Genomic DNA, 24,079 nt, shown 5'->3' with positions numbered 1-24,079 from the left:
GGCGACCGCCTGCGGGGTCGTGCCGTGGCTGAAGAGCATCCTGCTGCCGGGGATCGCAGTCGGGCTGCCGTACGCCGCGGTCGTGATGCGGATGATGCGATCGTCGCTGCTCGAAGTCCTGAACGAGCCGTACATGCGAACCGCGCGCGCCAAAGGCGTGAGCGACCGTACCTCCCTCTACAAGCACGCACTCCAGAACGCGCTGATCCCGGTCGTCACGGTCGCCGGCATCCAGCTCGCGCTCGTGCTCGTCGGCAGCGTCACGGTCGAGATCGTGTTCGGCATCCAGGGCCTCGGTCGGTTGCTGGTCGACTCGATGCTCGATCGCAACTACCCGGTGACCCAGGCGGTCATCCTGCTCGTCGCTGGCGTGATGGTGTTCACGAATCTCGCGGTCGACCTCGCGTACACGGTCCTCGATCCGCGTATCGGCTACGGAGGGGGTCAAGGCGCATGAGCGACGCTACCGAGTCCGGTGTCGGGCCAAACACGCCCGCCGAACCGGGGCCGACGGACGTCCCGCCGGAGTACCGCGACACCGGCGATGCAGTCGAGGAGCACCGCACCACCCGCCAGCGGATCGTCGAGGGGCTGTTGGCGGACAAGCTGGCGCTGTTCGGGGCCGTGGTCGTCGTGCTGTTCGTCGTCGTCGCGGTGTTCGCGCCGTTTCTCGCCCCGCACGATCCCGAAGCGACCTTCGGGGTGATGCAGGAGCCGAACAGCCACTCGGTCGGGAACTTCGACGACGACCCCGGCACCGAACGGGTCTGGCATCCTCTCGGAACCGATTCGGTCGGTCACGACCTGCTCTCGCGCATCATCTACGGTGCGCGCGTCTCGCTGCTCGTGGCGCTCGCTACCGTCGCGGTCGCGTTCACGATCGGGACGTCGATCGGGCTGCTCGCCGGGTTCTACGGCGGCTGGATCGACAGCGCGCTGATGCGGTACGTCGACTTCCAGTGGGCGTTTCCCGAACTCATCCTCGGGGTCGGGATCATCGCCATCTCCGGCGGACTGGGGGTGCAGAACGTCATCATCGCCATCGGGATCGCGTACATCGACGACTTCGCCCGGCTGATTCGGGGCGAGGTACTGTCGCTGCGCGAGGAGGAGTACGTCACCGCGGCGCGCGCGATCGGGATGACCGATCGGCGGATCATGACGCGAGAGATCCTGCCGAACGCGGTCGCGCCGCTGATCGTTCAGGCGACGCTGATGATCCCGCTCGCGATCCTCGCGGAGGCGGGCCTGTCCTTCCTCGGACTCGGCGTCAAGCCGACCACGCCGACGTGGGGGCTCCTGCTGTCGGACGGCCGGCAGTTCATCAGTCAGGCGTGGTGGATCAGCGTGATGCCCGGCTTCGCCATCATGTTCGTCGTGCTCGCGTTCAACACGCTCGGTGACGGGCTGCGCGACGTCTTCGACGTGAGCGAAGGGGAGGTCGAGAACCGATGAGCCTGCTCGAAGTCGACGGGCTTCACACCCGGTTCCCGACCCCGCGCGGCACCGTCGACGCCGTGAACGAGGTCGATCTCACCATCCGATCGGGCGAGATCGTGGGGCTGGTCGGCGAGTCCGGCTCCGGCAAGAGCGTGCTCGCCGACAGCATCGCGGGTATCGTCGAGGAGTCGGGCGAGATCGCGGACGGCGACGTCCGACTCCACGACGAGTCGCTGCTGGCGATGTCCGACGCCGAGCGCCGCGAGATGCGCGGCGGGGCGATCTCGATGGTGTTTCAGGATCCGATGAACAGCCTCAACCCCACCCTGACGGTGGGTGAGCAGATCGCCGAGTCGGTCCGACTCCACGGCCACGGCGGCGAGTCGACGCGCCTGTCGGCGGAGGTGAAGCGCAAGATCCTCGGCGCGGCGAAAGACAGCGAGGCGTGGCGGCGCGCGATCGAGATGCTCGAAACCGTCGAGATCCCCGAACCCGAGAGCCGGGCGGTCGACTACCCCCACGAGTTCTCCGGTGGGATGCGCCAGCGCGCGATGATCGCGATGGCGCTCGCGGCCGAGCCCGATCTCCTGATCGCCGACGAGCCCACCACTGCTCTGGACGTCACCATTCAGGCCCAGATCCTCGACGAGCTCCGGGCGCTGAAGGACGCCTTCGACACCTCGATCCTGCTCATCACGCACGACCTCTCGGTGGTCGCCGAGGTCTGTGACCGGGTGAACGTGATGTACGCCGGCGAGATCGTCGAACGCGCGGAGGCCCGCGAGCTGTTCGACAACCCACAGCATCCCTACACCCAGGGGTTGATCGCCAGCACGCCGCGACTCGACACACCGACGGAGGACCTCCAGCCGATCGAGGGGAACGTCCCCGACCTGATCGATATCCCCTACGCGTGTCACTTCGCGCCGCGGTGTCCGGAGGCGAAACGCGAGTGCTACGAGGTTCCGCCCGACTTCAGGCCGGTCGGGCGAACCCTCGACGACGGAACGATGCCCGACGACGAGTGGGGCGACCACGTGGCGGCCTGTCTCCGCCGTGGACCCGAGGAGGAGCAGCTATGAGCCTGCAAACGACCCGAACCGACGAACGCACCGACGACCCCCTGCTCGCGGTCGAGGGGTTGAAGAAACACTTCGATCAGTCGGGCGGGGTTCTCGACCGCCTGGTTGGCGACGATACGACCGTCCGTGCGGTCGACGGCGTCGACCTGGCCGTCGAGGCGGGCGAGACGCTCGCGGTCGTCGGCGAGTCCGGCTGTGGGAAGTCGACGCTCGGCCGGACGATCCTCAATCTCGACGACGCGACCGCGGGATCGGTCCACTACGACGGTGAGGAACTCACCGGACTCTCGGCCGGCGAAATGCGGCCGCACCGCCGCGACCTCCAGATGATCTTCCAGGACCCGCTAGCAGCGCTGAACCCGCGCCAGACCGTCGGCGAGATCCTGACCGCGCCGATGGAGGTCCACGACATCGGTACGGACGCCGACGACCGCACGGAGCGCGCACGCGACCTGCTCGAACGCGTCGGGCTGAAGCCCGGCCACGCCACCCGCTACCCACACCAGTTCTCCGGCGGCCAGCAACAGCGCGTCGGCATCGCGCGGGCACTCTCGCTCGAACCCGAACTCATCATCGCCGACGAGCCGGTGAGCGCGCTCGACGTCTCGGTCCAGGCCCAGATCCTGAACCTACTCGACGAGCTCCAGGCCGACCTCGGTCTCTCCCTGGTGTTCATCGCCCACGACCTGAGCGTGGTTCGCCACGTCGCCGACCGGGTAGCCGTAATGTATCTCGGCGAGATCGTCGAGACCGCACCGGTCGACGAGCTGTTCGAGAACCCCGCCCATCCCTACACGCGATCGCTGCTGTCGGCGGTCCCGCGGATCGATCCCGGCGACCGCGACGAGCGCATCATCCTCGAAGGGACGGTGCCGTCACCGATGGACCCGCCGTCCGGCTGTCGGTTCCACACCCGGTGTCCGGCCGTGATCCCGCCCGAGGAGTGGCCCGGAACCGAGGAAGCGTTCCGCGACGCGTTCTCGTTCCGGAACCACGTACTCTCGGCGGAGCTCGACCGCGAGGCCGCGAAGGACCGCCTCCGCTCGGAAGATCGGGGAACCGACGAGGGGAGCGTCGCCGGGTACTTCGTCGAACAGCTGCTGTCCCGAGAGCCCGCCGATCTGCCGTCGGCAGCAGCCGACGCCATCCGCGAGGCCGCCGACGAGCTCGCGGCCGGCAACCGCGACCGCGCGGAGACGATCGTCGCCGAGGCGTTCCCCTCGCCCTGTGAACGCGAGGTCCCGCAAAGCCGGGAGGCGAGTCCGGGCCACACCGCGGCCTGCCACCGGGTCGAGGAGTGAACGTGGCCGATCGAGAGCATCGCCGACGGTGCTCTCACGGACGTCCGGGGGCTCTGGACGTCCGAGTGGCTGCACATCGTGGGCGGGGAGACCTGTCCCGACGCCGCCGAAAGCATATTTGCCCCACGATCGCGTTCATCCGGCATGAGCGGTGAAACGATCACGATCCAGCAAGCCGACGACAGCCACTGTTCGTACATCGAGGCCTTGTTGGAGCGCAACGATCTCCCGTCCCGGAACATCCGGTCGAAGCCCGACTGTTTCTATCTCGGATATGAAGGGGGTGATCCAGTCGGTATCGCCGGCATCGAAGGGGACGAAGCGGAGCAGCTTCTGCGATCGGTCGTCGTCGAACGATCGGCCCGCGGCAACGGGTTCGGAACAGCGCTGTGCGACGCACTAGAGGAGCGTGCTTCGGCCGATGGCGTGGAGGCGCTGTTTCTCCTTACGACGACGGCGGCTGACTTCTTCGCCGACCGTGGCTACGCCGAAATCGAGCGATCCGCTGCTCCGCCGACGATTCAGGCGACGACCGAGTTTGGCGAGCTTTGTCCTGCCACAGCCACCTGTATGCGGAAGTTCCTGCAAGAACCTCCTGAGAAGGGGAGCTTCCGTCTCCCCGTGTTACGAACTGAGGAAATGATGTTTCAAGGACGCTTCGGCGTGTCGCTTTTCGTGCAAAAAGGAGGGCTGGCGGCCTCGGCCGCATCACGGAGCGTCGTCAGTCGAAAATTCGGTCTTTCGAGGACTCGCTGAACCCGTCGCTGGCCGCCTTTGTCGTTTCGTACACCCGCCGGAGCTCCGCGATCGGTTCGTCGTGGGCGTCGACCCGGAGATCGTGATACGCCGTGGTTTCGGGGGCCTTCACCGCGACCGCGGCGGAGGTGTGGCCACGCTTGTCCCCGCCGGCTGCCTTGCCCGCCGCGAGCGCGTCGATCAGCCGATCGACCACGTCATCGTCGGAATCCCGCTCGGTGAACGTCTCGACGAGCGCGTCGAGGGTGTCCCCGCCGACGAGCATGTTTCCGGCGACGGTGACGCCGCGTTTGGCGTGGATCTGGTGGCCAAACCATCCCTCACATCCCTCACCGGAGACGGCGTGGGCGTTGCCGTGTGCGTCGAGGCCGTGGACCTGGCGAAGGTCGGCGTGATCGTCGCGGGCCAACAGGCCGTCGAGCGCGTCGTCGACAGCGAGATCGGGCAGCAGCGCGACGCCGCGCCGGCCCAGCCGGACGTTGACGAAGCTCTGTGTTGCGATGACGCCGTCGTGGCTGACGCAAGGTGCCAGCGCGCCGACCGCCGGTGCGTCGGTCGCAACCCCGACTCCGAAGGTGGTTCCCGCGTCGGTCGTCTCGCGGACGCAGATCGAGAACGTCATGCCCGGTTCGACGATGTGGTAGCCGATAACGCCTTCCCCGGATGAGTTCGGTGGGCCCTTTAGGCCGGTGTCAACACAAGTCATTGTATGTCCGAACCCGACCTCGATCGATTCACGTCGCGCCGATCGACCGTCTACGCCGATCGCGGCGTCGTCGCCACCAGCCAGCCGCTCGCCGCCGAAGCCGGCGTCGAGATCCTCCGTGATGGCGGCAACGCGTTCGACGCCGCCGTCGCCACCGCCGCCGCGCTCAACGTGGTCGAGCCGACGAGCACCGGGTTGGGCGGCGACGCGTTCGCGCTCTACCGAACCGCCGACGGCGAGACCGGCGCGATGCGGGCCTGTGGCGGCGCGCCCGCCGACGCGACGATCGAGAACGTCCGCGCCTCGGTCCGCGAACACGACGCCGCCGACGACTGGTACCCCAGCGAGCGCGGCTACGCGGTCGACGGCAGCCACGCTACCGACGAGATCGAAATGCCGTTTCTCGGTCCTCATGCCGTCACCGTCCCTGGCACCGCGCGGGGATGGGAGGCGACCGTCGAGCGCCACGGCCGCCGCTCGCTCGGTGAGGCCCTCCAGCCCGCGATCCGGTACGCGATCGAAGGCTACCCCGTCTCGGAGGTCATCGCCAGCCACTGGCAGGCGGCCGAAGAGCTGTTCACCGACGCGAACGCCGCCGACGCCTACCTGAAGGACGGCGAGGCTCCTGGCGTCGGCGAACGGATACACCTGCCCCGCCTCGGCGAGAGCCTCCGGAAGATCGCCGAGCAGGGTGCTGACGTGGTGTACGACGGCGCAATCGGCGAGCAAATCGTGAACGAAGTCCAGTCGAAGGGTGGCTTTCTCACCGTCGACGATCTCGTGACCTTCGAACCCGAGTTCCCCGATCCCGTCTCGACACGGTACAACGGGGCCGAGGTGTACGAACTCCCCCCGAACAACCAGGGGCTGATCGCGCTCGAAGCGCTCACCGTCGCCGCCGAAGTCGGTGCGGACGAGTACCCCCTCGACTCGCCAGAGCGCGTCCACTACTTCGCTGAGGCCACCAAACGGGCGTTCCACGACGGCCACCGCTATATCACCGATCCCGCCTACGAGGACGTGCCGCCGCTCGCCTCCCGAGAGTGGGCGCGGCGGCGCGCGTCGGACATCGATGGAGCCGCGAGCGACGTGAGCTTCGGTGTTCCCGACGCGCGCGCCGAGGACGCGGATACCGTCCTCCTTTGCGTCGCCGACGACGCGGGCAACGTGGTCTCGTTCATCAACTCCCGATTTGCGGGGTTCGGTTCCGGTCTCGTGGCAGGTGACACCGGGATCGCACTCCAGAACCGCGGCGCGTCGTTCTCGCTCGATCCCGACCACCCGAACAGCCTCGAACCCAAAAAGCGGCCGTTCCACACGCTGATCCCCGGCATTGTCGATCTCGCGCCCGACGAACAGGAAGACGACTGGGCGGCCTTCGGCGTGATGGGCGGGTACATGCAGCCACAGGGCCACGTCCAGGTCATCTCGAACCTTGTCGATAACGACCTCCCGCTCCAGGCCGCCCTCGACCGCTCACGGTGGCGCTACCGCGAGGACGGCTCGCTCGCGGTCGAGGGGCGGATCGACGGCGCTCTCGCGACGAAGCTCACCCGGATGGGCCACGACGTCCGGGTGCTCGCGCCATCGCTGTTCGGCGGCGCGCAGATCGCCAGAAATCACGACGGAGTGCTCTCGGGCGCGACCGAACCCCGAAAGGACGGGACTGTGGCCGGGTTCTGACGGTGGCGGCAGGTCGCGTCATGGTCCCGCCGTTGTCGAGGACCTCGTTATCGCGTCATGGTGGAAGACCGACCGTCGTTCCGACTCAGGCCGGTGCGCGCCGGGCTGCGGAGCCGTTCGTCGACGAAGCATTCGTCATGTTGGTCGATCCGGTGGCGTTCCCGGCTCGCTGCTCGTCGAGCCAATCCTGATACCGGTCCTGGCTCACGACCGTGAGGTTCGCGTACATCCGGGAGTGGCCCGCACCGCAGAACTCCGAGCAGTAGACCCGGTACTCGCCGGTCTCGCCGACGCTCGTCCGGATGGTGTTGTACTCACCCGGGATCGCGTCCTGTTTCAGCCCGAGTTCGGGTGCGTGGAACGCGTGGATCACCTCACGAGCGGTGAGATGGTAGTAGATGTCGGTGTTCGCCGGCACGACCGTAGTGTTATCGGTGGTGACGTTCGCCTCGGGATAGACGAACTCCCAGCCCCAGCGGTACGCGACCACTTCGACCTCGACCGCATCCGGATCGTCCGGCACGGCCGCTCCCTGGAGGGCTTGTTCGGAGGCGTTCGTCTGGATCTCGGCGTCGCCGAGGGTCGGCGAGATGTACGGGCTCAACAGGACGTTGTACGACGCGAACCCGACGAACAGCAGGATGATCGCGGTCGCGATGGTCCACGTGATCTCGAGCGATCGGTTCTCTCTGGTCGGCGAGGGGTCCCGGTTGTTGCGATGTTTCCAGACCGCATAGAAGAGGATGGTCTCGACCAGGATCGCGATCGGCGCGGCGACGTACAGCAGCTGTCGATTCAGGTTCTGGATCAGCGCCCGGTTGATCGACTGGGCCGCGGCCGGTTCGACGGCGACCACGAACAGTGCAGCGGCGAGCACGCCCCCTACTTTCGCGCGCCTCCGTCCCATTGTTCGATACTCGCCGGGCACGCACAAGTATCTACTGTCAGCGGCTGCCGGTACCGAGAACGCAGGACGACCGTGGTGGGTGTCTTTTTGCGCCTGGGGGTCGAACGAGCGGTATGGTCAACGCTGGGCCCCTCATCGAACGGGTGACGGGCCAACCCGAATCCGCAGCGCTCGCGGACCTCAGACGGATCGTCGTCGGCGGAATGGTCGGCGGAATCGCCGGCGGTCTCGGCACGCTCGCGTTCTCGGTCGTTCTCTATCTCGCGATCGTCCTCGGCGCGTTCGAGCCCGCCCAGTTCGGCGAGCTCGCGGGACTCGCCGGGATCGGCGACCCGATCGTGGGCGAGGGCAACCCACTGGTTGGCTATCTCATCTTCGTCGGCGGCGGGATGACGACGTGGCCGTTTCTGTTCGCTGCGCTCCATCACTACCTTCCTGGCTGGCGGATGGCGGTCAGCGGGATCACCTTCGCGGCCATCGGCTGGGCCGGCTTTTCGATCGCGTTCTATTCGGGCCAGACCGGCATCGATCTCCTCCTCTTCGTCGTGCTCACGTTCGTCGGCCAGTGTCTCTACGGACTCGTGCTCGGGCTGGTTTTCGAGTACGCCGATCCCCGCGTCGACGTCGCCTTCGTCGGAACGACGTTCCAGTGAAGCGGCCCTGGCGCTCGCGAGATCTCACTCGCGAAACCACTCGATGGCGATCGATACCACGGTGAGAAAGACGAGACCGACGGCAGCACGCGCCGCGGACGGTGTCACGCGACCGACACCGAAAACCCCGCTGTCGTCGGTCGATTCGAGCGTGGGCGTGATCGCCTCGGACCCTGGCTTGGACTGCCGCCACGAGGCAGCGGGCAGCGTGACGTCGTCGAACCCCTCGAACTGCTCGTGGCCGATCTCGTCGATCAACGCCTCGGCGTCCGCCCTGGTCTCGGCGTCGAGATCCGGAATCCCCTCGACACCGTACGGCCCGCGCTTTGCGGCCCAGAGCGCGTTGTAGCTGAGCTCGCCCCGTTCGGTGACCACCGGCAGCGCGAGGTCGTCGAAGGAGTCGGGATCGTCGAACCCCGATTTCGAGAGGAGGAACCGATCGGCGACCGCCGGGAGATCGTCGGTGTCGACGCCCGCTTCCGACGGGAACTCCCAGTTGTTCCGTGTCGTGGCCGAAAACCGCGGCCGGTGGAGTTCGTACTCACTCATCGACGGCCTCCTCGGCCCCGTTTCCGCGGAGCCGCCACACGCCCGGCGCGATCACCAGTCCCGATCCCACCACCAGCCCTGCGATCGACAGCGGGAGGTTGAACGAGTCCGTGACACAGTCGTTGCGCGACCCGATCACCGCGTAGTGGTTTTCTCCCTGATAGGTGACGAGCGCCCCGTCGCGGAACGCCGAGCGATGCTCGACATCTCCCTCGATCGGCTTCACGCCGTTCGCGGAGGCGAGCGCCGCCCGGAAGGCACGCTGTTCGGCGGTCGATAGCTCGTCGTAATCGAGGCGGACGAACTCGGGAACGTCGTTGCCAGCCGTGAGTTCGGCGGTGTCGTCCGCCGACGAGACTTCGAGATCGGGATCGCTACACAGCCCGTAGTCCTCCTGAACGGTGGCGTACGCACCGACGACGGCGGGACCGATGCTCGCAGAGAGGATCACGATCCCGACGAACGAGACCGCGTAGACCTGGATCGTCCGGCTCGTGACCGTTCGTCGAATGCTCCGTGCGACCGGCGCGAAATGCTCACGAAAGTCCTGCTCGTCGCTGCCCTCCAGTTCGTCGTCGCCGTTCATTCGTCTCCCCTACTACCGTCGGGCATGGCCCGACGACGCTCGCGCTCACCGGAGCCATCCGCCGCGTAGCGCTCGCGGAGCTGTTCCTCGAAGTGCTGCCACTCGCGGGTGAACTGGCCGACTTCCTTCAGATCCCAGACGTCGGCGTCGGTGATCCGCGAACCCCAGAAGTACGACTTGAGCATGTTCCACAGCCACAGCAGGACGCTGATCCCGATGACGTACGCCCCGATCGTCGTGATCTCCATCAGCGGCGCGAACTCCGCGGGGTAGCTCGCGTACCGCCGCGGCAGTCCAAGCGCGCCGGTGATCAACATCGCGCCGAAGGTCACGATCACGCCGACCACCATCAACACGGCCTGGAAGCGGGCGAGCGGCTGGTCGTACATCCGTTCGGTGAGGATCGGGAACCAGTAGTAGCTCGCCGCCATCATCATGAACGGGATGATCCCCATCAGGATCATGTGGAAGTGACCCACGACGTAGTAGGTGTCGTGGTACAGCAGATCCACCGGTATGGAAGCGAGGAACACGCCCGTGATGCCGCCGATCACGAACGTGCTCAGCCCGCCGATACAGAAGATCATCGGCGCAGTCAGCCTGACCCGCCCCTTCCAGATCGTGGTGATCCAGTTGAACTCCTTGATCGCGCTCGGGATCGCGATCGCGAGCGAGACCGCCATGAAGCTCGCTCTGATCCGTGGGTCGATCCCGGTCGAGAACATGTGGTGAGCCCACACGCCGAACGAAAGCACGCCGATCGCGAACGTCGAGTAGATCACGTACTTCCGGCCGAACAGCGTCCGTCCCGCGAACTTCGGCAGTATCGTGCTCATCAGCCCGAACCCCGGAAGAACGATGATATACACCTCCGGGTGGCCCCAGAACCAGAAGATATGCTGCCAGAGGATCGGACCACCGCCTTCGAGCGCGAAAAACGTCGTCCCGAAGTTCCGATCGAGCAACAGCATCACGAGCGCGGCCCCGAGCAGCGAGAACGCGAGCAGCGCGATCCCGGCGGTCGTGACCAGCGTCCACGTGAACAGGTCGACATCGGCCCACGAGACCTCCTCGTCGCGCTCGGCGAACACGGTGATGATGAAGTTGATCGAGGCGAGGACGGTCGAGATCCCACTCAAATGGAGCCCGAGCAGGAGGAAGTCGACCTGTGGGTTGCCCGACTGGAGCGACAGCGGCGCGTACATGTACCACCCGATCTCGGGAGGTTTGATCTCGAAGAGAAAGTCGATCGCATCGACCGGCACCCAGACGCCGAGGAACTTCGCGAAGAGGTTCACCACGAGCCCGCCGCGGATGAGGAGCAACGCCGGCGGGAGGAGCCAGAAGCTCAGTGCGTTGAGCCGGGGGAAGGAGAGGTCGTCGGCCCCGATCAGGATGGGCAGGAAGTAGTTCGCCATCCCGAAGAACACGGGTGTGACGAACAGGATCAACATCGTGAGCCCGTGAGTGGTGAAGAGAGCGTTGTACGTGCCCTCGGTCCAGAGGTCGGCCGCGGGCGTCAGGAGTTCAGTCCGGATCATCATCGCGTCGGTGCCTCCCCACAGCCCCGCGATCGCCCCGAACACGATGTACATGATCCCGATGTCCTTGTGATCCACAGTGGTCAACCAGCGCGTGATACCCGCCGACTTGGCCTCGGTCTCTGCGCCGGTCTCGGTGGTCGGGTTTTCGGGGAGATACCCGCCGTCGGGCTGTGGCGGCTCGGGCGGCGCTGTTTTGCGGTTCGCGTGGATCCGCCACGCGAGTACGGCAAGGACGAGCCCGACCGCAGCGACGCCGACGATCACCTCAGACATGGTTGATGGCGTCGGTGGTGGTGCAGAGCGAGGGCGGGACTGTTTCGCCTGCTACCGCAAGCATCGCCGCGGCGAGGCTCCCGATGGACGCGGCACTGTTCATACACGGACATCGGAGGCGATCGACAAATAATCAGCGGACGGCCCGACCGCTTTCCGGGAGTCACCACGCCGCACGCCGGACCGAAGACGTTACGCCGCGCCCGAAGAAGGCGGCTGTATGGTCGAGAACGTCATCTGGCCCGCCTACCTGGATCGGGAGTTGAGCCGGAGCGAGGGGCGACGGGTGTCCCGATCGGCGGCCGTCCCGGAGCCGACCGTCGACGAGATCGCGCGCGCCGCCGGCCAGGTCGGGTACGACGTGGTGATCGAACGCGAGAAGACCTACCCGCGCGAGTACGAGCCGCGCGGGCGGGTCGTGATCGAGAACGCCGACGACGCCGGCAAGTCCGACCTCCTCCAGGCGGTCGCGGCGTACGTCGCCGTCCTCCGGGAATGAAACGCGCGGGTGAGGTCGTGCGGGTCGCCCAGGGACTCGCGATCGTCCGCTGTCCCGACGAGGCACATCCCGACATCGGGACCGAACTCAGCGATCAAGAGCTCTCGACGGTGGGTCGGGTGGTCGACGTGTTCGGCCCGGTCGAACGGCCGTATCTCGCGGTCGACCCGCGGAACGAACCGACACTACTGCTCGGCAGCCGGCTCTACGCCGAGTAACGGCGACGAGCGATCGAATTCTGTCTCACTTCGTTCGCGCTCGCTTCGCTTCGCTTCTCTTACCACCGCCACCGCCCGCCGTCCGGAGTGGTGTCGGCGGAGCGAGAGTCATCGAGCGGCGCACGCTCGTCGCCGAGGTGGGTGGAGCGACCAGCGAAAACGACGTTCACGACGGCCCCCAGCAGGAGTACGAGGGCGCTGTAGTAGAGCCAGATCAGCACGAGAAGGACGCCACCGATCACGCCGTAGGCGGCGTACTGGCCGGCGTAGGCGACGTAGAACTGGAAGGCGAACTCGGTGACGGTCCAGCCGAGCGCGGCGAGCACCGTTCCCGGCAGCACTTCGACCATCGAGACGTCGACGTCCGGCAGGAAGTAATACAGCGGCAGAAAGGTCAGCGAGAGCCCGACGACGAGGAGCAGCGGATGGAAATCCTCGACGTACGGGATCGTGGGAAAGAGCGCGAACGCCGCGCCGGTGACAACGATCACACCGACCGCGAGCCCCACCCCGAGGAGAACGATCGCGCCGTCCCGGAGCTGAGCGAGCAACGATTTCGGCCGCCGCACGCCGTAGACCGCGTCGAACGCGATGTCGAGCCCGCGGAACAGCTTTAATCCACTCCACAGTAGCGTCACGAGCCCGATCGCGGACGCGCCGGTCTGTCCCGACGAGTCGGTCAGCACGTCCGCAAGGAGATCGCGCGCACTCTCGGTCAGCGTCGATTCGAGCAGGTCGGTGATCCGGGTCGCGAACGCCTCGCCGCCGACGACCGACGCCGCGACGAACGCCAGCACGAACAGCGGCACCAGCGAAACGAACGCGTAGAACGCGAGGCTGCCCGCCATGAAGGTGAGGTGGTTCTCGCGGACCTCGGCGATCGTCGCCCGAGCGAGCCGCGCCGGCCGGGACGAGCGGACGTTCACGGATTCGATCCTCTCGGAAACGAACGGTGTGTGAAACCCTAACTCTTCGTATTGTCGCGGTTTTCACGCTTCGGTAGCCACGAGACAGCAGCGAAACCCCAAAGGGTACGCCGGCAGAGACACAGTCATGCACCAGCGCAGGCGGGTCGTCGTAGCCGGCGCGGCCACGGTCGCGATCTTTCTGGCGGTTCAAATGGGTGCGCTCGCGCTCGTCGGCCCGTTCGAATCGGCGGGCTACCGGGCGGTCGAGAACCCCTCGAACCCGGCGAACAGCGTGATCTACATCGGTGCGATCCTCGTCGCCACCGCGGCGATGCTCGGAACGATCAAAGTCGGCGCGGACTGGGTGCTCCGGGGGTTCGTGGTCCTCGCAAGCGGGTTCGTTTCGCTGTACGTCTTCTCGGTGCTGCTGCCCGCGCCCCTCGGCTGGTCGATCGCCGGGATCGCGACCTCGCCGCTCGCGCTCGCCGCGGCTGGCCTGCTCGTGATCGCCCTCCTCGTCCATCCGGAGTGGTACGTCATCGACGCCGCCGGGATCGTGATGGGGGCGGGCGCGGCAGCGCTCTTCGGGATCAGTTTCGGTCTCCTCCCCGCGATCGTGCTCCTCGTCGCGCTCGCGGTCTACGACGCCATCTCGGTGTACGGCACCGAGCACATGCTCGCGCTCGCCGACGGCGTGATGGATCTCAAACTCCCGGTCGTGCTGGTGATCCCGCTCACGCTCTCGTACTCGTTTCTCAACGACAGTCCCTCGACTTCGGAGGGGCCGGACCAACCGGCTGTCGAAGCGGACGGGGGCGACGACGCAGCCGCCGACGAGCCAGCCGATGCCGACAGCGACGGTGACGACGCGGCCGACCGGCCCGGTTTCGACGAGCGCGACGCCCTCTTCGTCGGGCTCGGCGACGCGGTGATGCCGGGCGTGATGGTGGCGAGCGCTGCGGTGTTCGCCCCCGCATCGCCGCTCGTCGCCGGGTTCGCGCTCACCCTCCCTGCGCTCACGGCGATGATCGGGACGCTCTGCGGGCTGGTGGCGCTGCTCTGGTTCGTCATGAAGGGTCGCGCACACGCCGGTCTTCCACTTCTCAATGGCGGCGCGGTCGGTGGCTACCTGCTCGGCGCGCTCGCAGCCGGGATTCCGCTGGTGCGCGCGCTCGGTCTCGGGCCGTACGTCTGAGCGGTTTTGGCGGTCGTCGTCACTCCATCATTCGCCAGTCAGCGCCTGGCTCGCCGGCGCGAACTCGATCGGGGAGCCGAGTCCCTTCTCGCGCGCGGTCTCGTAGAGCAGGTGGGCGGCGGCGACGGTCTCGATGCCCGTCCCACCCGAATCGAACACCGTGATCTCTTCGTCGGTCTCCCGGCCCGGAGCCTCGCCAGCGACCACCTCGCCGAGTTCCGCGTGAATCGCGTCCTCGGTCACGACACCCTCCTCGACCGCGTGGATGAACGAGCCCGCGTCCTGAGTGACGCGCTCGCGGAGGTCGGGGACGTACGTCGCGCGCTCGATGGTCGTCGCATCGAGTTCGTGTCTCTCGGGGTGGTACTGGCCCATCGCGGTGACGTGCGCGCCGGCTTCGAGGAGGTCGCCATCGAAAACCGGCTCTGAACTGTTCGTCGCAGTGATGACCACGTCGGCGTCCTCGACTGCGGCGGCGCTGGAGGCGACCGCAGCCACCGCAGGATCGAGGCGTTCGTTCATCGTCGCGGCGAAGGACTCGCGGTGGTCGGCAGTCGGCGAGTAGACGTTCACGGTGTCGAACGCTCTGACTGTGGCCGCCGCCCGGAGCTGACCGCGGGCCTGCGCGCCGCTGCCGATCACCGCGAGCGTCGTCGCGTCCTCGCGCGCGAGCGCGTCGATCCCCACCGCACCCGCCGCCCCGGTTTTGAAGGGGTTGAGGCTCGCGCCGTCGAGCAGCGCGAGCGGCGCGCCCGAGTCGGCATCGAACAGCGGCAGCATGAACCGGGCGTCGTGATCGCCGAACCCGGCGGCGTAGGTGTACCCGCCCATCGCACCCGTCTCGGGCAGGATGGCGGAGTAGCCCGTCAGCATCCCCGGCGGATCGTCGTTTCTGAGCGTCGTCCGCGGAGCTGCTGGCGCACCGTGGCCCCGCTGGCGGTAGCCCTCGCGGACCGCCGCGACGTACTCCGCAGGCGTCGCAAGCCCCGCACACTCCTCGCTCGTGAGAAACAGCGCCTCGTCGGGTTCAGTGGCCGGCGTCATTGTGTGTTCTTCGGCGGAGCGACGGCTTATGGCTGGTGGCTCGGATGGACGAGAGAACGGTAAAAGAACGAAAACGAGAAGAGAACGCTTCAGTCGGCGGACTCGAACGAAGGGGCGTTGGGCCGTGGCGCGGGTGCGGGAGCCGGCTCGGCACCCGGGGCCCGGACGAACATCCCGTGGCCGATCAGCGCGACCGCGACAGTTGCTGCGAGCGGGACGGCGACCGTGATCGAGACGCCGACAGCGGCGAGTAGCGCGGTGATACCGCCGAGTGCGAGCGGGATGAGACCGAGAACGTAATCGTAGTACTGAGCCATTGTATATCATCGTATGGGCGTGAGACACATAAGTGTTCTCCATAGGTGGGCGGTTGGTCCTCTGTAGGAGCAGCGCGTTCTACAAAGAAGTTTTTCATAAGTTATAGGGCAGCGTTCCGGGATCGGTTCCGTCATCGTCACCGATGGGACAGGGTAGAGCAAGCGTGAGGTCACGAGTTGCCCCGACCGACGGGTTGAAATCGATCGTCGGGGCAGTAGGGGTGTGAACGGGAACGACCGTGCGATCGTCGGCCTCGTGATGGGTGCGCACGCGATGGTCCACACCTACGAGCTCTCGATCCCGATCCTCGTGTCGGTCTGGCTCGTGGAGTTCGACACCATCTCAGTGCTTTCCGCGACGTTCCCGGTCAACGCGGCCACGCTCGGCGTCGTGGTGTCGGTGGGCTACGCGCTGTTCGGGCTCGGCGCGCTGCTGGCGGGGGTGCTCGCCGACACGTACGGCTCGCGGCCCCTGATCGCGCTCTGTCTGTTCGGGATGGGAGGCTCCTTTCTCCTCCTCGGGCTCGCGCCCGGCGTCGTCGTGATCGCGCTCGCGCTGGTCTGCTGGGGCGCGGCGGCGAGCGTCTATCATCCCTCGGGGCTCGCGCTGATCAGCAAGGGCGTCCACGAGCGTGGGAGCGCGTTCGCCTACCACGGGATGGCCGGCAACCTCGGGATCGCGCTCGGGCCGCTTGCCACCACGATCGCGCTGCTGGCGTTCGGCTGGCGGACCGTAGCCGGCCTGCTCGCAATCCCCGCTCTGATCGCGGGACTGTTCGCCCTCCGGGCCGATATCGACGAGACCGCGGCGGTCGGTGCGACCGAAGACGGTGTCGAGAACGCGGCTGCTGACGGCGGTGAGCGCGAGCGAAGCGAGCGCGAATCTCGTCGGAGCGCGGAGCGATCCGACAGTGGTGAGAGAAGCGAAGCTTCTCGATCCTCGTCGGCCGAGCGAAGCGAGTCCGACAGCGGTGAGCGCGAGCGGACTGGCGGGGTCAGGTCGTTCGGGGAGTTCGTCGCCAGCTCGAAAGCACTCTTCGCGGGCGTGTTCGTCCTCGTCTTCGGGGTGGCGATGCTCTCCGGGCTCTACTACCGCGGCGTGCTCACCTTCCTGCCCGAGATCCTCTCGTCGTTCCCCGAGTTCGAACCCGTGGCGGTCGCCGGTACCGAACTCCAGCCGGAACGGTACTTCTACGCCGGCCTGCTGATGGTGGGCGTGCTCGGCCAGTACGTCGGCGGACGACTCACCGATCACATACGTCCTGCGGCGGGGATCGCCGGCGGCTACGGCGTGCTCGCTGTGCTCGCCGTCCTCTTCCTGCCGGTAGCCCGGGCTGGGATCGTTCCGCTCTTGATCGTCGGGGCCGCGCTCGGGTTTTTCCTGTTTTTCGTCCAGCCGCTGTACCAGGCCGCGATCGCGGAGTTCAGCCCGCCCGAGGCGCGTGGAATCTCCTACGGCTACACCTACCTCGGCGTGTTCGGCGTCGGCGCGCTCGGCGGGACCATCGCCGGCGCGATCCTGACCGCGCTCTCGCCGGCAGCGTTGTTCGCGGTGCTCGCCGGGTTCGGCGCGCTCGCGGCACTGCTGGGCGTGGCAGTGCTCGTCCGCACCGAGGGGTCACTCACGACGGCCTGATCGACGCTACACCAACCACCGCGAGAGCGCCGCGAACGCCGCCGCCACGGGTGGGAGGGCGAGGCTGATCGCAACGATCTGGCCCATCGCGAGGTACTGCGTCAGGTCGCCGCCGACGAACAGCGTCACCACGAAGATCGACACGACGAGCACCCCGAACCCGAACCCGGCGAGTAGCGCACGGCCACGCGTGGCCGACGCGAGCCCCACGAGCGCGCCGCCGAGGAACAGCCCGAGCCAATGAAACCACGCCGCGACGAGCCCCACACCGATGGCGGCGACCATCGTCGCCCACCGCCAGCCCTCAACCGACCGGAACGCCTGCCACCGATTTGCGAGGCTCACTGCTCGTCCTCCGGTTCGAAGGTGAGCGTCGACTCGCCTCGGAGCTCCCGACTCATTGACTTGTACTCGGTGTCGGCCCACAGTTCGAGCTGGTCGTCGTAGTGGTCAGAGAAGTACGAGCTCGAATTGCCCCCAGGAATCACGGCCGACGACGGGCCGTCCATCGAACAGACCATCCGCCAGCTGCTCCCCGTGGGGTTCTCGACGGCGTAGTTGTTCACCGTCGCGCGCGAGCCGTCCGTGGGAAGGTCGGGATAGCCGAGGAACGCGAGCCCGAGCGGATGGGTCATCGCGTCGGTGGTGTTGTACCCGCCGTAGGTGTCGTACTCGGCGTTCTCGATGTCCTCGATCGCCGCGTCGAGCCCGTCGAGCATGACTTCGGCGCGCGAGCGTCCCTCGAACCACCGGCTGTTGGGACCGAGATGCTGGAGCACCCAATCGTTGGGGTAGTACGACGCGTCGAGGTCGTGCTCGTCGAAAACGGGACCGAAAACCCGCTCACGATACTCGTCGAACCACCGCACGAACACCAGCGCCGCGAGCGAGTCGCGTTCCATCCGGTGATCCCACTCGTCGAGCGCGTCGACGTACCGTCTGATTTCGGTCGTGTCGTCCGCTGTGCGCGCCACCTCGACGAGCAACGGCACGAGCGCCTCGGCGCGCAGATCGAGCGTATCATGCTGGAGATCCTTCATGAACTGGGGGTCGATCGGGTCGTCCGATTGCGCCCGCCGGTCGAGCCGGTCGTAGATCCGAATGCCACGGTACGGATCGGAGTACGCCTCGGCGATGTAATGCTCGGGATCGTTCACCACTCGCTGGTTCGCCGTGCCGAGGTAGTCGGGGTTCGTCACGTGTGGCTTCTCCTCGAAGGGAACGAACCCCTCCCACGAGGAGGTGCCGAACGGCGTGAACCCTTCCCATTCGCCTTCACCGGCGGAGCCATCGAAGATCCGATCTCCGGAAACTTCCTCGCCGTCGATGGTGCGGATCGGGATCTTCCCGGTGACATAGTAGAGCGTGTTGCCGTCGTGGTCGGTGTACACGAGGTTCTGGGTCGGCACGTCGAAGTTCTCCGTGGCGTCCACGATGTCGTCGACCCCCTCGCTCCGGCTGAACTCGTAGATCGCCTGGGGGGTCGACTCCGCGGTGTGGCCGGTCCACGCGACCCCGACGCGCGCTCCCTCACGCTCGATCACCGGGCCGTGGACGGTTTTTCTCACAGTAACGTTCCTGTCCTCGCCGCCGTCGACCTCGATCGTCCGCTGGTCGGTCTCGAACTCGCGCCACTCGCCCTCGTATCGGTACTCGCCCTCGCGCGTGTCGTACCGGTAGAAGTCGATCACGTCCGCGCCGGTGTTGGTAAAGCCCCACGCGCCGGCGTCGTTCTCCCCGATGACCACGAACGGCACCCCCGGAAAAGTCACGCCGCGAACGTTCGTCCCTGGGGGACTGAGGTTCATCTCGTACCATACTGGAGGACTCATCAGACTCAAATGGGGATCGTTCGCCACGATCGGCGCGCCGCTCGCGGTGTGCTCGCCCGAGACGACCCAGCTGTTCGAGCCGATCCCCGATGGGGACTCGAACTGACTCAACCAATCGGCGAGCGCTGGGTCGACGGAGTGCGTCGACGACTCGTGCTTCGCACCCGACCGCTGCTGGCTCGCCTGGTCGGTCCCCCCATCGCGGATGATCGGCGAGTCGTGGTCAAGCCGCGATGGGTAGAGTTCCTCGGCGATCTCCTCACCGAGCCGGTCGGCCACGAGCGCCGTCCGGAGCGTCCGGAAGCTCCCTGTGAGCGTCCACGCGATCTGCTTTTGCATCAGAATCGTGTCGACCGGGGTCCACGGGTCGGGCTCGTACTCCAGTAAGGAAAATTCGAGTGCTGACGGATCGTTCGCCATGATCTCGTTGACGCCCGCCGCGTAGGCTTCGGTGAGCGCACCGGTCCGGGAGTCCGCGAGCGAGTCCCACGTTACCTGCGCTGCGCTCGCGAAATCCATCTTCGTGCGGAACTCGTCGGAGTCGAGGGTCTGCTCGCCGACGACTGCCGACAGTTCGCCGCGCATCTGTCGGCGCTGGAGATCCAGCTGGAAGGCCCGATCGCGAGCCTGAGCGTAGCCGACCGCGTAGTAGAGCGCTTCCTCGCTCTCGCCCGTGACGTTCGGCACGCCGTACTCGTCGTAGCGCACCTCGGCCGCGCCGTAGGGACTCTCGATCGTGCGGGAGTCCGGCTGATCGGTCGCGTCCCACGCCGATCCCGAGAGCGGCGCGAACCGTTCGAGATACCCTCTGACCGGCGAGAACGTGCTCGCCCCGACGCCGCCCGCGAGGATCGCCCCCACGAGCGCACGCCGCGTGAGATCGCTGTCCATGCGTGTCACTACATGGCGTGTGCCATAAACCTGCGAAAACGGAAATGAACCGGCCGGTGGTTTGATTCAGGCGCTAATGGTTGAACGTCGCTCTTCGACTGCGGTGGCGCGCGGGAGCGCGTCGAAGACGCGCGACTCGTGCGAGGGATGACTGAGCGGAGTGAGCGAAGCGAACGCAGCGAAGGAATCGGTTGGGGAGGGTGTGGCTTGCGGTTTCGAGTGTAGCGTGACTTATCTCGAACAAATCGGTTGTAGTCGTCAGCGACACCGAGAAAGCCGATCGGCCGTGCTGCTCGGCAGTACCGTCAGTGGTCGGCGGCGTCCTCGTAGACCCAGGTCGCAGTGTCGTGCTCCCAGTCGACGAGTTCGCTTTCGTCGAAGAACAGCTCGATCTCGCGCTCGTTGGCCCCTTCGTCCTCGTGATCGGAGCCGTGGATCAGGTTGTGACCCAGATCGTTGCCGAGATCGCCACGGATCGTTCCGGGCTGGGCTTCCTGAGCGTCGGTCGCGCCCATCAGTCGACGGACCTGGCGCGTGGCGTCAGCGCCCTCCCAGACCATCGCGAACACGGGACCGGAGGTGATGAAATCGACGAGACCCTCGAAGAACGGCTTGCCCTCGTGCTCGCCGTAATGCTCGTGGGCGAGCTCCTCGTCGATCTGCATGAACTTCCCGCCGACCATCGTGAGCCCTTTCCCTTCGAGCCGGGAAACGATCTCGCCGATCTGCCCACGCTGGACGGCGTCGGGTTTCGCCATCACGAACGTCCGCTCGTCGTGATGACTCATTCGTCCGTTTCCTCGTCGCTGTCGTCGGTATCGCGCACCGTCTCCTCGTTATCGACGGTCGCTTCGGCCTCGTCGGCGTCGGCTGCGGGGGACGTCTTGTCCTCGTCCTCGCGACCGCCGGCCGGCCGGCCCTCGATCTCGTCGAGTTCCTCGGTATCGGCTCCGCCGGCGTCGCCCGCCGACTCGCTTGATCGCGAGCCAGCGTCGCCCGTCGCCGCCGCGACCGCTTCGGCCTCGGTCTCGCCCGGGACCGTGTCGACCTCGTCGGCAACGGTGTCGGTCTCGTCTTCGTCCGGCTCGGCTGCGACCTGCTCGACCTCGTCGGCCGTGCCGGCCTCGTTGCCCGCCATCCGCTGGCCCTCGGCGGTCCATTCGAGATCGCGTGCGGCTCGGCCGAGGTCGGCGTTGTTCTCACACTTCGACGAGCAGTAGTGCACGACGCGCCCGTCGACGTGGACGAACATCGTCCCAGTGCCGGGCTCGATGTCCGTACCGCAGTAATCACACGAACGCGTGCGAACCATCAGCGACCCCCGATGGCGTCGGCCTCGCGGGCGGTCTCCCTGAGCTGGAGCACGTCGCCCTCGCGGACGGGGCCGAGACAGTTCCGTGTGATGATTCGTCCCCGGTTCTCGCCGCCCTGAATGCGGCATTTGACCTGCATCGCCTCGCCGTGCATCCCGGTCTTGCCGACGACCTCGATGACTTCGGCGGGCGTGGAGTCGGACTCCTCTTCTGCGCTCATCGTCCTATCGGAGGTCCTCGACCTTGCTCGTGATGTCCTCTACCTGCTCGTCGGCGTCGCCCGCGTCGACGATCGCCGCCGCGGCGCTGCCGACCTCGAGACCCGCTGCGTGGCCGACGTCGTCCTGGGTCTCGACGAACACGAAGGGAATCTCCTTCTCGTCGGCGAGCTCTGGCAGATGCATCACGATCTCTTCGGGACTCACGTCCTCGGCGATGTAGACGAGTGCGGCGCTGTCGCGCTCGACAGCCTTGGTCGTCTCGTTGGTCCCTTTCTTTACCGTGCCGGTGTCCCGGGCGACTTCGAGCGCCTCGATGGCGTCGTCCTCGAGATCCGCCGGGACGTCATAGGTGACGTATACTGACATTGGTTGGTTCCTCCCGTGCGTAGGCTCTTCGTCCCCCGCCCTCGCCGAGATCACGTCGATCCCGACTGGCCGCCCCGCCGGCGGCCTGAGAGTCCTGTGAGGCTGGGAGCGTCATCAACCCCGCACGGGTTGTAGCGCGGGGTAGCGGAGGCCTGCATAAAAACGCTTTCAACCGCTCACGGCGTGCGAGCCGAGCGCACGGGGACGCTGGTGGCCAGAATTTTATATTCTGAAACCATCATGAGCGGCTATGGATCGGTTTGCCAACGGGCTTCCGGAGCTACCGATCGAAACACGACTCAAACGGGACGGGATGTTCGCCGTCCTCTGGGTCGTTGTGATGGGATTGACTGTTCACGAGTACGTTCCCAACACCGTCACGTATCTGACGTTTGCTGTGGCGGGCGTTCTCGGCGGGTCGTTCGCAATCGGTGTCACGTACTGGCTTCGGCGAACCGAACGCGGCCGAGCCGTCGGAGCGGCGTATCGGAATTCGGCGTTCATCCGACGTCTCCTCGTTGCACTCGTCGTCGCGATCGCGGGAGTGGGAGCAGGATTCGCGCTCCTGGCTGTTATCGGTGTCTCATCGGTACTCGCTCAATCGGCCTTTCTGGGCGGGCTGTTCGCCTACCGCTTCACCGACACGGCGCTACTGTACGCTCGGTCACGCAACGGGTCACGGAGAAACCCAATAGAGCACGAAACCGATAGCTATCGAGAGTAGCCGAAGTCCTCGTACTTTCTACTGCCACGGATTGGCTACCTGTTGAAACCGGCGTGCAAGATTTAGAACAGGAGTCCAGCACTGGTCAGCGATCACATCCGATCCGCATCTTCTGCAACGCTCGGTGCTACCGAGTAGGAAGCTTGAGGGTGACGACAGGAGAGTAGAGACTCATGAGTGTGACCGTCCACGAGGTGCGGAACGCGATTCGAGCGGCGACGGGTCGCTTCGAACGGGAGTTCGAGGCGTCGTTCACNGGTGCGGAACGCGATTCGAGCGGCGACGGGTCGCTTCGAACGGGAGTTCGAGGCGTCGTTCACGAAGGAGGAGCTACAGGCGATCTGTGTGGCGCTCGAGGTCGACGAGTCGGGGCGACCGTCGACGACGCGGATGCGCCGACTCATCCGGGCACAGATCGGCGTCGCGGAGTCGCTGGAGGCGGCAGACGACTCCACGTTCAGAAAGGCCGACCTCCAGGCGATCTCTGACGCGGTCGGGGCGTCCTCCGAGTCGTAGCCGGCAGTCGCCGGATCGGCGCGCGGAACGAGTTCTGTACTCATGGGAGAGGTACTTCTGCTCTTCCGATATTTGTGGCAGTCGCGGAATTTTGATTTTTGGTTTTGCTAGAAAGGTATAAGCTGTTACGGAACTATTCTACTACCCATGTCTATAACTACTAAGCAACGCCGAAGTTCCTTCGGCTTTGAAGGCGTCGGTCGAGCACTCGTGGTCGTAGCCGGATTGGCTGCGCTCGCCTTACTTCTTGGAACTGTGCTGTTCCTCGTTGGAATAGAACTACTCGCCGTCGTTGGCGTCGAACTTTCGTTCAACAGCGGTTTGACCGTCGGACTGTTCCTGTTCTCAACGCTGACGACGCAGGGAGCGATGGCGCTCACCGCCTACTGGTACGTTCGTCGCTACGGCTTCCAAGTCTCGGCCCACACGCTGACGGCGGCCAACTACAGGCAGATCGTCATCGGTACCGTCCTTGCACTTGTGCTCGCGCTCGGTGGAAACGTCGTGATCGGTGCCCTGTTCCCCACTGAGGCTAGTGGTGCGTTCGGGGGAGTCACCGCACTTGGGCTGCCGACGGTGCTGGCGTTCGGGCTTATCACCATCTTCATCGTTGCGCCGGCCGAGGAGTTTCTGTTCCGTGGTGTCATTCAGGGACGGCTCCGTGAGACGGTGGGTGCCGTGCCGTCGATTGTCGGTGCAAGCCTGCTTTTCGGGGGAGTACATGTTCTCAACTATACCGGGTCGGCAACGTCTATCGTTGCACACGTCGGACTGCTCATCGTCGTCTCGTTCGTGTTTGCCTACGCCTACGAACGGACTGGTAATCTCACGGTTCCGATACTTATTCACGGTATTTACGACTCGACTCTGTTTCTTCTCGCGTATGTTGGATCTGTGATGTGAGTGTGGAACTCTACCG

The 24,079-nt window shown here is 66.1% G+C and carries 28 protein-coding genes; 14 read left to right on the top strand and 14 right to left on the bottom strand.

Annotation, left to right across the window (positions count from 1 at the left end; genetic code table 11):
- Window positions 1-19: 19 nt before the first annotated feature.
- The 5 genes from C450_RS10850 (at window position 20) to arsN2 (ending at window position 4,579) form a co-directional block, all read left to right on the top strand.
- Window positions 20-457 carry an ABC transporter permease gene (locus C450_RS10850; protein WP_241430344.1) on the top strand — a complete coding sequence of 146 codons (438 nt, stop codon included), beginning with the start codon at window positions 20-22 and terminating at the stop codon, window positions 455-457.
- Complete coding sequence (locus tag C450_RS10845) at window positions 454-1,455, top strand: ABC transporter permease (protein WP_005043414.1); 1,002 nt, start codon at window positions 454-456, stop codon at window positions 1,453-1,455. Before C450_RS10850 ends, C450_RS10845 begins: the two co-directional genes overlap by 4 nt.
- Window positions 1,452-2,522, top strand: a complete 1,071-nt coding sequence (locus tag C450_RS10840; RefSeq protein ID WP_005043413.1) for an ABC transporter ATP-binding protein — start codon at window positions 1,452-1,454, stop codon at window positions 2,520-2,522. Before C450_RS10845 ends, C450_RS10840 begins: the two co-directional genes overlap by 4 nt.
- Window positions 2,519-3,823 carry an ABC transporter ATP-binding protein gene (locus C450_RS10835; RefSeq protein ID WP_005043412.1) on the top strand — a complete coding sequence of 435 codons (1,305 nt, stop codon included), beginning with the start codon at window positions 2,519-2,521 and terminating at the stop codon, window positions 3,821-3,823. The genes C450_RS10840 and C450_RS10835 overlap by 4 nt, the downstream gene beginning before the upstream one ends.
- 144 nt (window positions 3,824-3,967) lie before the next feature.
- Window positions 3,968-4,579 carry an arsenic resistance N-acetyltransferase ArsN2 gene (gene arsN2, locus C450_RS10830; protein ID WP_005043411.1) on the top strand — a complete coding sequence of 204 codons (612 nt, stop codon included), beginning with the start codon at window positions 3,968-3,970 and terminating at the stop codon, window positions 4,577-4,579.
- On the opposite strand, the gene C450_RS10825 is transcribed toward arsN2, so the two are convergent.
- Window positions 4,545-5,201 carry a DUF1028 domain-containing protein gene (locus tag C450_RS10825; RefSeq protein WP_005043410.1) on the bottom strand — a complete coding sequence of 219 codons (657 nt, stop codon included), beginning with the start codon at window positions 5,199-5,201 and terminating at the stop codon, window positions 4,545-4,547. The genes arsN2 and C450_RS10825 overlap by 35 nt on opposite strands.
- A gap of 87 nt (window positions 5,202-5,288) precedes the next feature.
- Between C450_RS10825 and C450_RS10820 the strand changes: the two genes are divergently transcribed.
- Entirely contained in the window at window positions 5,289-6,968 is a 1,680-nt protein-coding gene (locus tag C450_RS10820; protein ID WP_005043409.1) for a gamma-glutamyltransferase family protein, read from the top strand.
- Between the two features lie 85 nt (window positions 6,969-7,053).
- Here the strand turns inward: C450_RS10820 and coxB are convergent, their stop codons facing one another.
- Window positions 7,054-7,875, bottom strand: a complete 822-nt coding sequence (gene coxB, locus C450_RS10815; RefSeq protein ID WP_049910076.1) for a cytochrome c oxidase subunit II — start codon at window positions 7,873-7,875, stop codon at window positions 7,054-7,056.
- A gap of 113 nt (window positions 7,876-7,988) precedes the next feature.
- Between coxB and C450_RS10810 the strand changes: the two genes are divergently transcribed.
- A complete protein-coding gene (locus C450_RS10810) occupies window positions 7,989-8,528 on the top strand; it encodes a DUF6789 family protein (protein WP_005043407.1) in 540 nt (179 codons plus the stop codon).
- Window positions 8,529-8,552: 24 nt separating this feature from the next.
- Here C450_RS10810 and C450_RS10805 read toward each other — a convergent pair whose 3' ends face one another.
- From C450_RS10805 to C450_RS10795, 3 genes are read right to left on the bottom strand one after another with little or no spacing between them, the layout of a single operon-like run.
- Entirely contained in the window at window positions 8,553-9,077 is a 525-nt protein-coding gene (locus C450_RS10805; RefSeq protein WP_005043406.1) for a hypothetical protein, read from the bottom strand.
- Window positions 9,070-9,663, bottom strand: a complete 594-nt coding sequence (locus tag C450_RS10800; protein ID WP_005043405.1) for a FecR/PupR family sigma factor regulator — start codon at window positions 9,661-9,663, stop codon at window positions 9,070-9,072. Before C450_RS10800 ends, C450_RS10805 begins: the two co-directional genes overlap by 8 nt.
- Complete coding sequence (locus C450_RS10795) at window positions 9,660-11,480, bottom strand: cbb3-type cytochrome c oxidase subunit I (protein ID WP_005043403.1); 1,821 nt, start codon at window positions 11,478-11,480, stop codon at window positions 9,660-9,662. Before C450_RS10795 ends, C450_RS10800 begins: the two co-directional genes overlap by 4 nt.
- A gap of 220 nt (window positions 11,481-11,700) precedes the next feature.
- Here C450_RS10795 and srp19 point away from each other — a divergent pair, with 220 nt between their 5' ends.
- Window positions 11,701-11,979 carry a signal recognition particle subunit SRP19 gene (gene srp19 / locus C450_RS10790; protein ID WP_005043402.1) on the top strand — a complete coding sequence of 93 codons (279 nt, stop codon included), beginning with the start codon at window positions 11,701-11,703 and terminating at the stop codon, window positions 11,977-11,979.
- Entirely contained in the window at window positions 11,976-12,197 is a 222-nt protein-coding gene (locus C450_RS10785) for an H/ACA ribonucleoprotein complex subunit GAR1 (protein WP_005043401.1), read from the top strand. Before srp19 ends, C450_RS10785 begins: the two co-directional genes overlap by 4 nt.
- 59 nt (window positions 12,198-12,256) lie before the next feature.
- Here the strand turns inward: C450_RS10785 and C450_RS10780 are convergent, their stop codons facing one another.
- Window positions 12,257-13,123, bottom strand: a complete 867-nt coding sequence (locus tag C450_RS10780; protein WP_005043400.1) for a YihY/virulence factor BrkB family protein — start codon at window positions 13,121-13,123, stop codon at window positions 12,257-12,259.
- A gap of 127 nt (window positions 13,124-13,250) precedes the next feature.
- On the opposite strand from C450_RS10780, the gene C450_RS10775 reads away from it, so the two are divergent.
- Window positions 13,251-14,300 carry a presenilin family intramembrane aspartyl protease PSH gene (locus C450_RS10775; protein WP_005043399.1) on the top strand — a complete coding sequence of 350 codons (1,050 nt, stop codon included), beginning with the start codon at window positions 13,251-13,253 and terminating at the stop codon, window positions 14,298-14,300.
- A gap of 27 nt (window positions 14,301-14,327) precedes the next feature.
- Here the strand turns inward: C450_RS10775 and C450_RS10770 are convergent, their stop codons facing one another.
- Complete coding sequence (locus C450_RS10770; protein ID WP_005043398.1) at window positions 14,328-15,344, bottom strand: ornithine cyclodeaminase family protein; 1,017 nt, start codon at window positions 15,342-15,344, stop codon at window positions 14,328-14,330.
- Window positions 15,345-15,433: 89 nt separating this feature from the next.
- On the bottom strand, window positions 15,434-15,661 hold the full coding sequence (locus C450_RS10765) for a hypothetical protein (RefSeq protein WP_005043397.1): 228 nt from the start codon (window positions 15,659-15,661) through the stop codon (window positions 15,434-15,436).
- Between the two features lie 223 nt (window positions 15,662-15,884).
- Here C450_RS10765 and C450_RS10760 point away from each other — a divergent pair, with 223 nt between their 5' ends.
- Window positions 15,885-17,297 carry an MFS transporter gene (locus C450_RS10760; RefSeq protein ID WP_005043396.1) on the top strand — a complete coding sequence of 471 codons (1,413 nt, stop codon included), beginning with the start codon at window positions 15,885-15,887 and terminating at the stop codon, window positions 17,295-17,297.
- 6 nt (window positions 17,298-17,303) lie between these two features.
- Here C450_RS10760 and C450_RS10755 read toward each other — a convergent pair whose 3' ends face one another.
- The 6 genes from C450_RS10755 to rpl7ae all read right to left on the bottom strand — a co-directional run bounded on the left by C450_RS10755 (window position 17,304) and on the right by rpl7ae (window position 21,920).
- Window positions 17,304-17,642 (bottom strand): hypothetical protein, encoded by a 339-nt coding sequence (locus C450_RS10755; RefSeq protein WP_005043394.1) that lies wholly within the window; start codon window positions 17,640-17,642, stop codon window positions 17,304-17,306.
- The gene (locus tag C450_RS10750) at window positions 17,639-20,020 is read right to left on the bottom strand and encodes a penicillin acylase family protein (RefSeq protein WP_005043392.1); all 2,382 of its coding nucleotides are present in this window, start codon (window positions 20,018-20,020) and stop codon (window positions 17,639-17,641) included. Before C450_RS10750 ends, C450_RS10755 begins: the two co-directional genes overlap by 4 nt.
- A gap of 305 nt (window positions 20,021-20,325) precedes the next feature.
- Window positions 20,326-20,808: a nucleoside-diphosphate kinase gene (gene ndk, locus C450_RS10745; protein ID WP_005043391.1), complete on the bottom strand. Its 483-nt coding sequence runs from the start codon at window positions 20,806-20,808 to the stop codon at window positions 20,326-20,328.
- The gene (locus C450_RS10740; RefSeq protein ID WP_005043390.1) at window positions 20,805-21,332 is read right to left on the bottom strand and encodes a 50S ribosomal protein L24e; all 528 of its coding nucleotides are present in this window, start codon (window positions 21,330-21,332) and stop codon (window positions 20,805-20,807) included. Before C450_RS10740 ends, ndk begins: the two co-directional genes overlap by 4 nt.
- A complete protein-coding gene (locus C450_RS10735) occupies window positions 21,332-21,553 on the bottom strand; it encodes a 30S ribosomal protein S28e (protein ID WP_005043389.1) in 222 nt (73 codons plus the stop codon). Before C450_RS10735 ends, C450_RS10740 begins: the two co-directional genes overlap by 1 nt.
- A gap of 4 nt (window positions 21,554-21,557) precedes the next feature.
- On the bottom strand, window positions 21,558-21,920 hold the full coding sequence (gene rpl7ae / locus C450_RS10730; protein ID WP_005043386.1) for a 50S ribosomal protein L7Ae: 363 nt from the start codon (window positions 21,918-21,920) through the stop codon (window positions 21,558-21,560).
- 250 nt (window positions 21,921-22,170) lie between these two features.
- Between rpl7ae and C450_RS10725 the strand changes: the two genes are divergently transcribed.
- From C450_RS10725 to C450_RS10715, 3 genes are all read left to right on the top strand, one after another.
- The gene (locus C450_RS10725) at window positions 22,171-22,644 is read left to right on the top strand and encodes a hypothetical protein (protein ID WP_005043384.1); all 474 of its coding nucleotides are present in this window, start codon (window positions 22,171-22,173) and stop codon (window positions 22,642-22,644) included.
- 258 nt (window positions 22,645-22,902) lie between these two features.
- Window positions 22,903-23,160, top strand: coding sequence for a hypothetical protein (locus C450_RS10720; protein WP_005043383.1), 258 nt, complete (start codon window positions 22,903-22,905; stop codon window positions 23,158-23,160).
- A gap of 147 nt (window positions 23,161-23,307) precedes the next feature.
- Window positions 23,308-24,063: a CPBP family intramembrane glutamic endopeptidase gene (locus C450_RS10715; RefSeq protein ID WP_080510294.1), complete on the top strand. Its 756-nt coding sequence runs from the start codon at window positions 23,308-23,310 to the stop codon at window positions 24,061-24,063.
- Window positions 24,064-24,079: the final 16 nt, after the last annotated feature.

Source organism: Halococcus salifodinae DSM 8989, from assembly GCF_000336935.1.
GTDB classification, from domain to species: Archaea; Halobacteriota; Halobacteria; order Halobacteriales; family Halococcaceae; genus Halococcus; species Halococcus salifodinae.
This window is presented reverse-complemented; position numbering and strand designations above follow the sequence as displayed.

Excerpts from the sequence above, each read along its gene's own strand:
- C450_RS10845 (WP_005043414.1), top strand. The coding sequence starts at position 454 with ATGAGCGACGCTACCGAGTCCGGTGTCGGGCCAAACACGCCCGCCGAA.
- C450_RS10840 (WP_005043413.1), top strand. The coding sequence starts at position 1,452 with ATGAGCCTGCTCGAAGTCGACGGGCTTCACACCCGGTTCCCGACCCCG.
- C450_RS10835 (WP_005043412.1), top strand. The coding sequence starts at position 2,519 with ATGAGCCTGCAAACGACCCGAACCGACGAACGCACCGACGACCCCCTG.
- arsN2 (WP_005043411.1), top strand. The coding sequence starts at position 3,968 with ATGAGCGGTGAAACGATCACGATCCAGCAAGCCGACGACAGCCACTGT.
- C450_RS10825 (WP_005043410.1), bottom strand. The coding sequence starts at position 5,201 with ATGACGTTCTCGATCTGCGTCCGCGAGACGACCGACGCGGGAACCACC.
- C450_RS10820 (WP_005043409.1), top strand. The coding sequence starts at position 5,289 with ATGTCCGAACCCGACCTCGATCGATTCACGTCGCGCCGATCGACCGTC.
- coxB (WP_049910076.1), bottom strand. The coding sequence starts at position 7,875 with ATGGGACGGAGGCGCGCGAAAGTAGGGGGCGTGCTCGCCGCTGCACTG.
- C450_RS10810 (WP_005043407.1), top strand. The coding sequence starts at position 7,989 with ATGGTCAACGCTGGGCCCCTCATCGAACGGGTGACGGGCCAACCCGAA.
- C450_RS10805 (WP_005043406.1), bottom strand. The coding sequence starts at position 9,077 with ATGAGTGAGTACGAACTCCACCGGCCGCGGTTTTCGGCCACGACACGG.
- C450_RS10800 (WP_005043405.1), bottom strand. The coding sequence starts at position 9,663 with ATGAACGGCGACGACGAACTGGAGGGCAGCGACGAGCAGGACTTTCGT.
- C450_RS10795 (WP_005043403.1), bottom strand. The coding sequence starts at position 11,480 with ATGTCTGAGGTGATCGTCGGCGTCGCTGCGGTCGGGCTCGTCCTTGCC.
- srp19 (WP_005043402.1), top strand. The coding sequence starts at position 11,701 with ATGGTCGAGAACGTCATCTGGCCCGCCTACCTGGATCGGGAGTTGAGC.
- C450_RS10785 (WP_005043401.1), top strand. The coding sequence starts at position 11,976 with ATGAAACGCGCGGGTGAGGTCGTGCGGGTCGCCCAGGGACTCGCGATC.
- C450_RS10775 (WP_005043399.1), top strand. The coding sequence starts at position 13,251 with ATGCACCAGCGCAGGCGGGTCGTCGTAGCCGGCGCGGCCACGGTCGCG.
- C450_RS10770 (WP_005043398.1), bottom strand. The coding sequence starts at position 15,344 with ATGACGCCGGCCACTGAACCCGACGAGGCGCTGTTTCTCACGAGCGAG.
- C450_RS10765 (WP_005043397.1), bottom strand. The coding sequence starts at position 15,661 with ATGGCTCAGTACTACGATTACGTTCTCGGTCTCATCCCGCTCGCACTC.
- C450_RS10750 (WP_005043392.1), bottom strand. The coding sequence starts at position 20,020 with ATGGACAGCGATCTCACGCGGCGTGCGCTCGTGGGGGCGATCCTCGCG.
- ndk (WP_005043391.1), bottom strand. The coding sequence starts at position 20,808 with ATGAGTCATCACGACGAGCGGACGTTCGTGATGGCGAAACCCGACGCC.
- C450_RS10740 (WP_005043390.1), bottom strand. The coding sequence starts at position 21,332 with ATGGTTCGCACGCGTTCGTGTGATTACTGCGGTACGGACATCGAGCCC.
- C450_RS10735 (WP_005043389.1), bottom strand. The coding sequence starts at position 21,553 with ATGAGCGCAGAAGAGGAGTCCGACTCCACGCCCGCCGAAGTCATCGAG.
- rpl7ae (WP_005043386.1), bottom strand. The coding sequence starts at position 21,920 with ATGTCAGTATACGTCACCTATGACGTCCCGGCGGATCTCGAGGACGAC.
- C450_RS10725 (WP_005043384.1), top strand. The coding sequence starts at position 22,171 with ATGGATCGGTTTGCCAACGGGCTTCCGGAGCTACCGATCGAAACACGA.
- C450_RS10715 (WP_080510294.1), top strand. The coding sequence starts at position 23,308 with ATGTCTATAACTACTAAGCAACGCCGAAGTTCCTTCGGCTTTGAAGGC.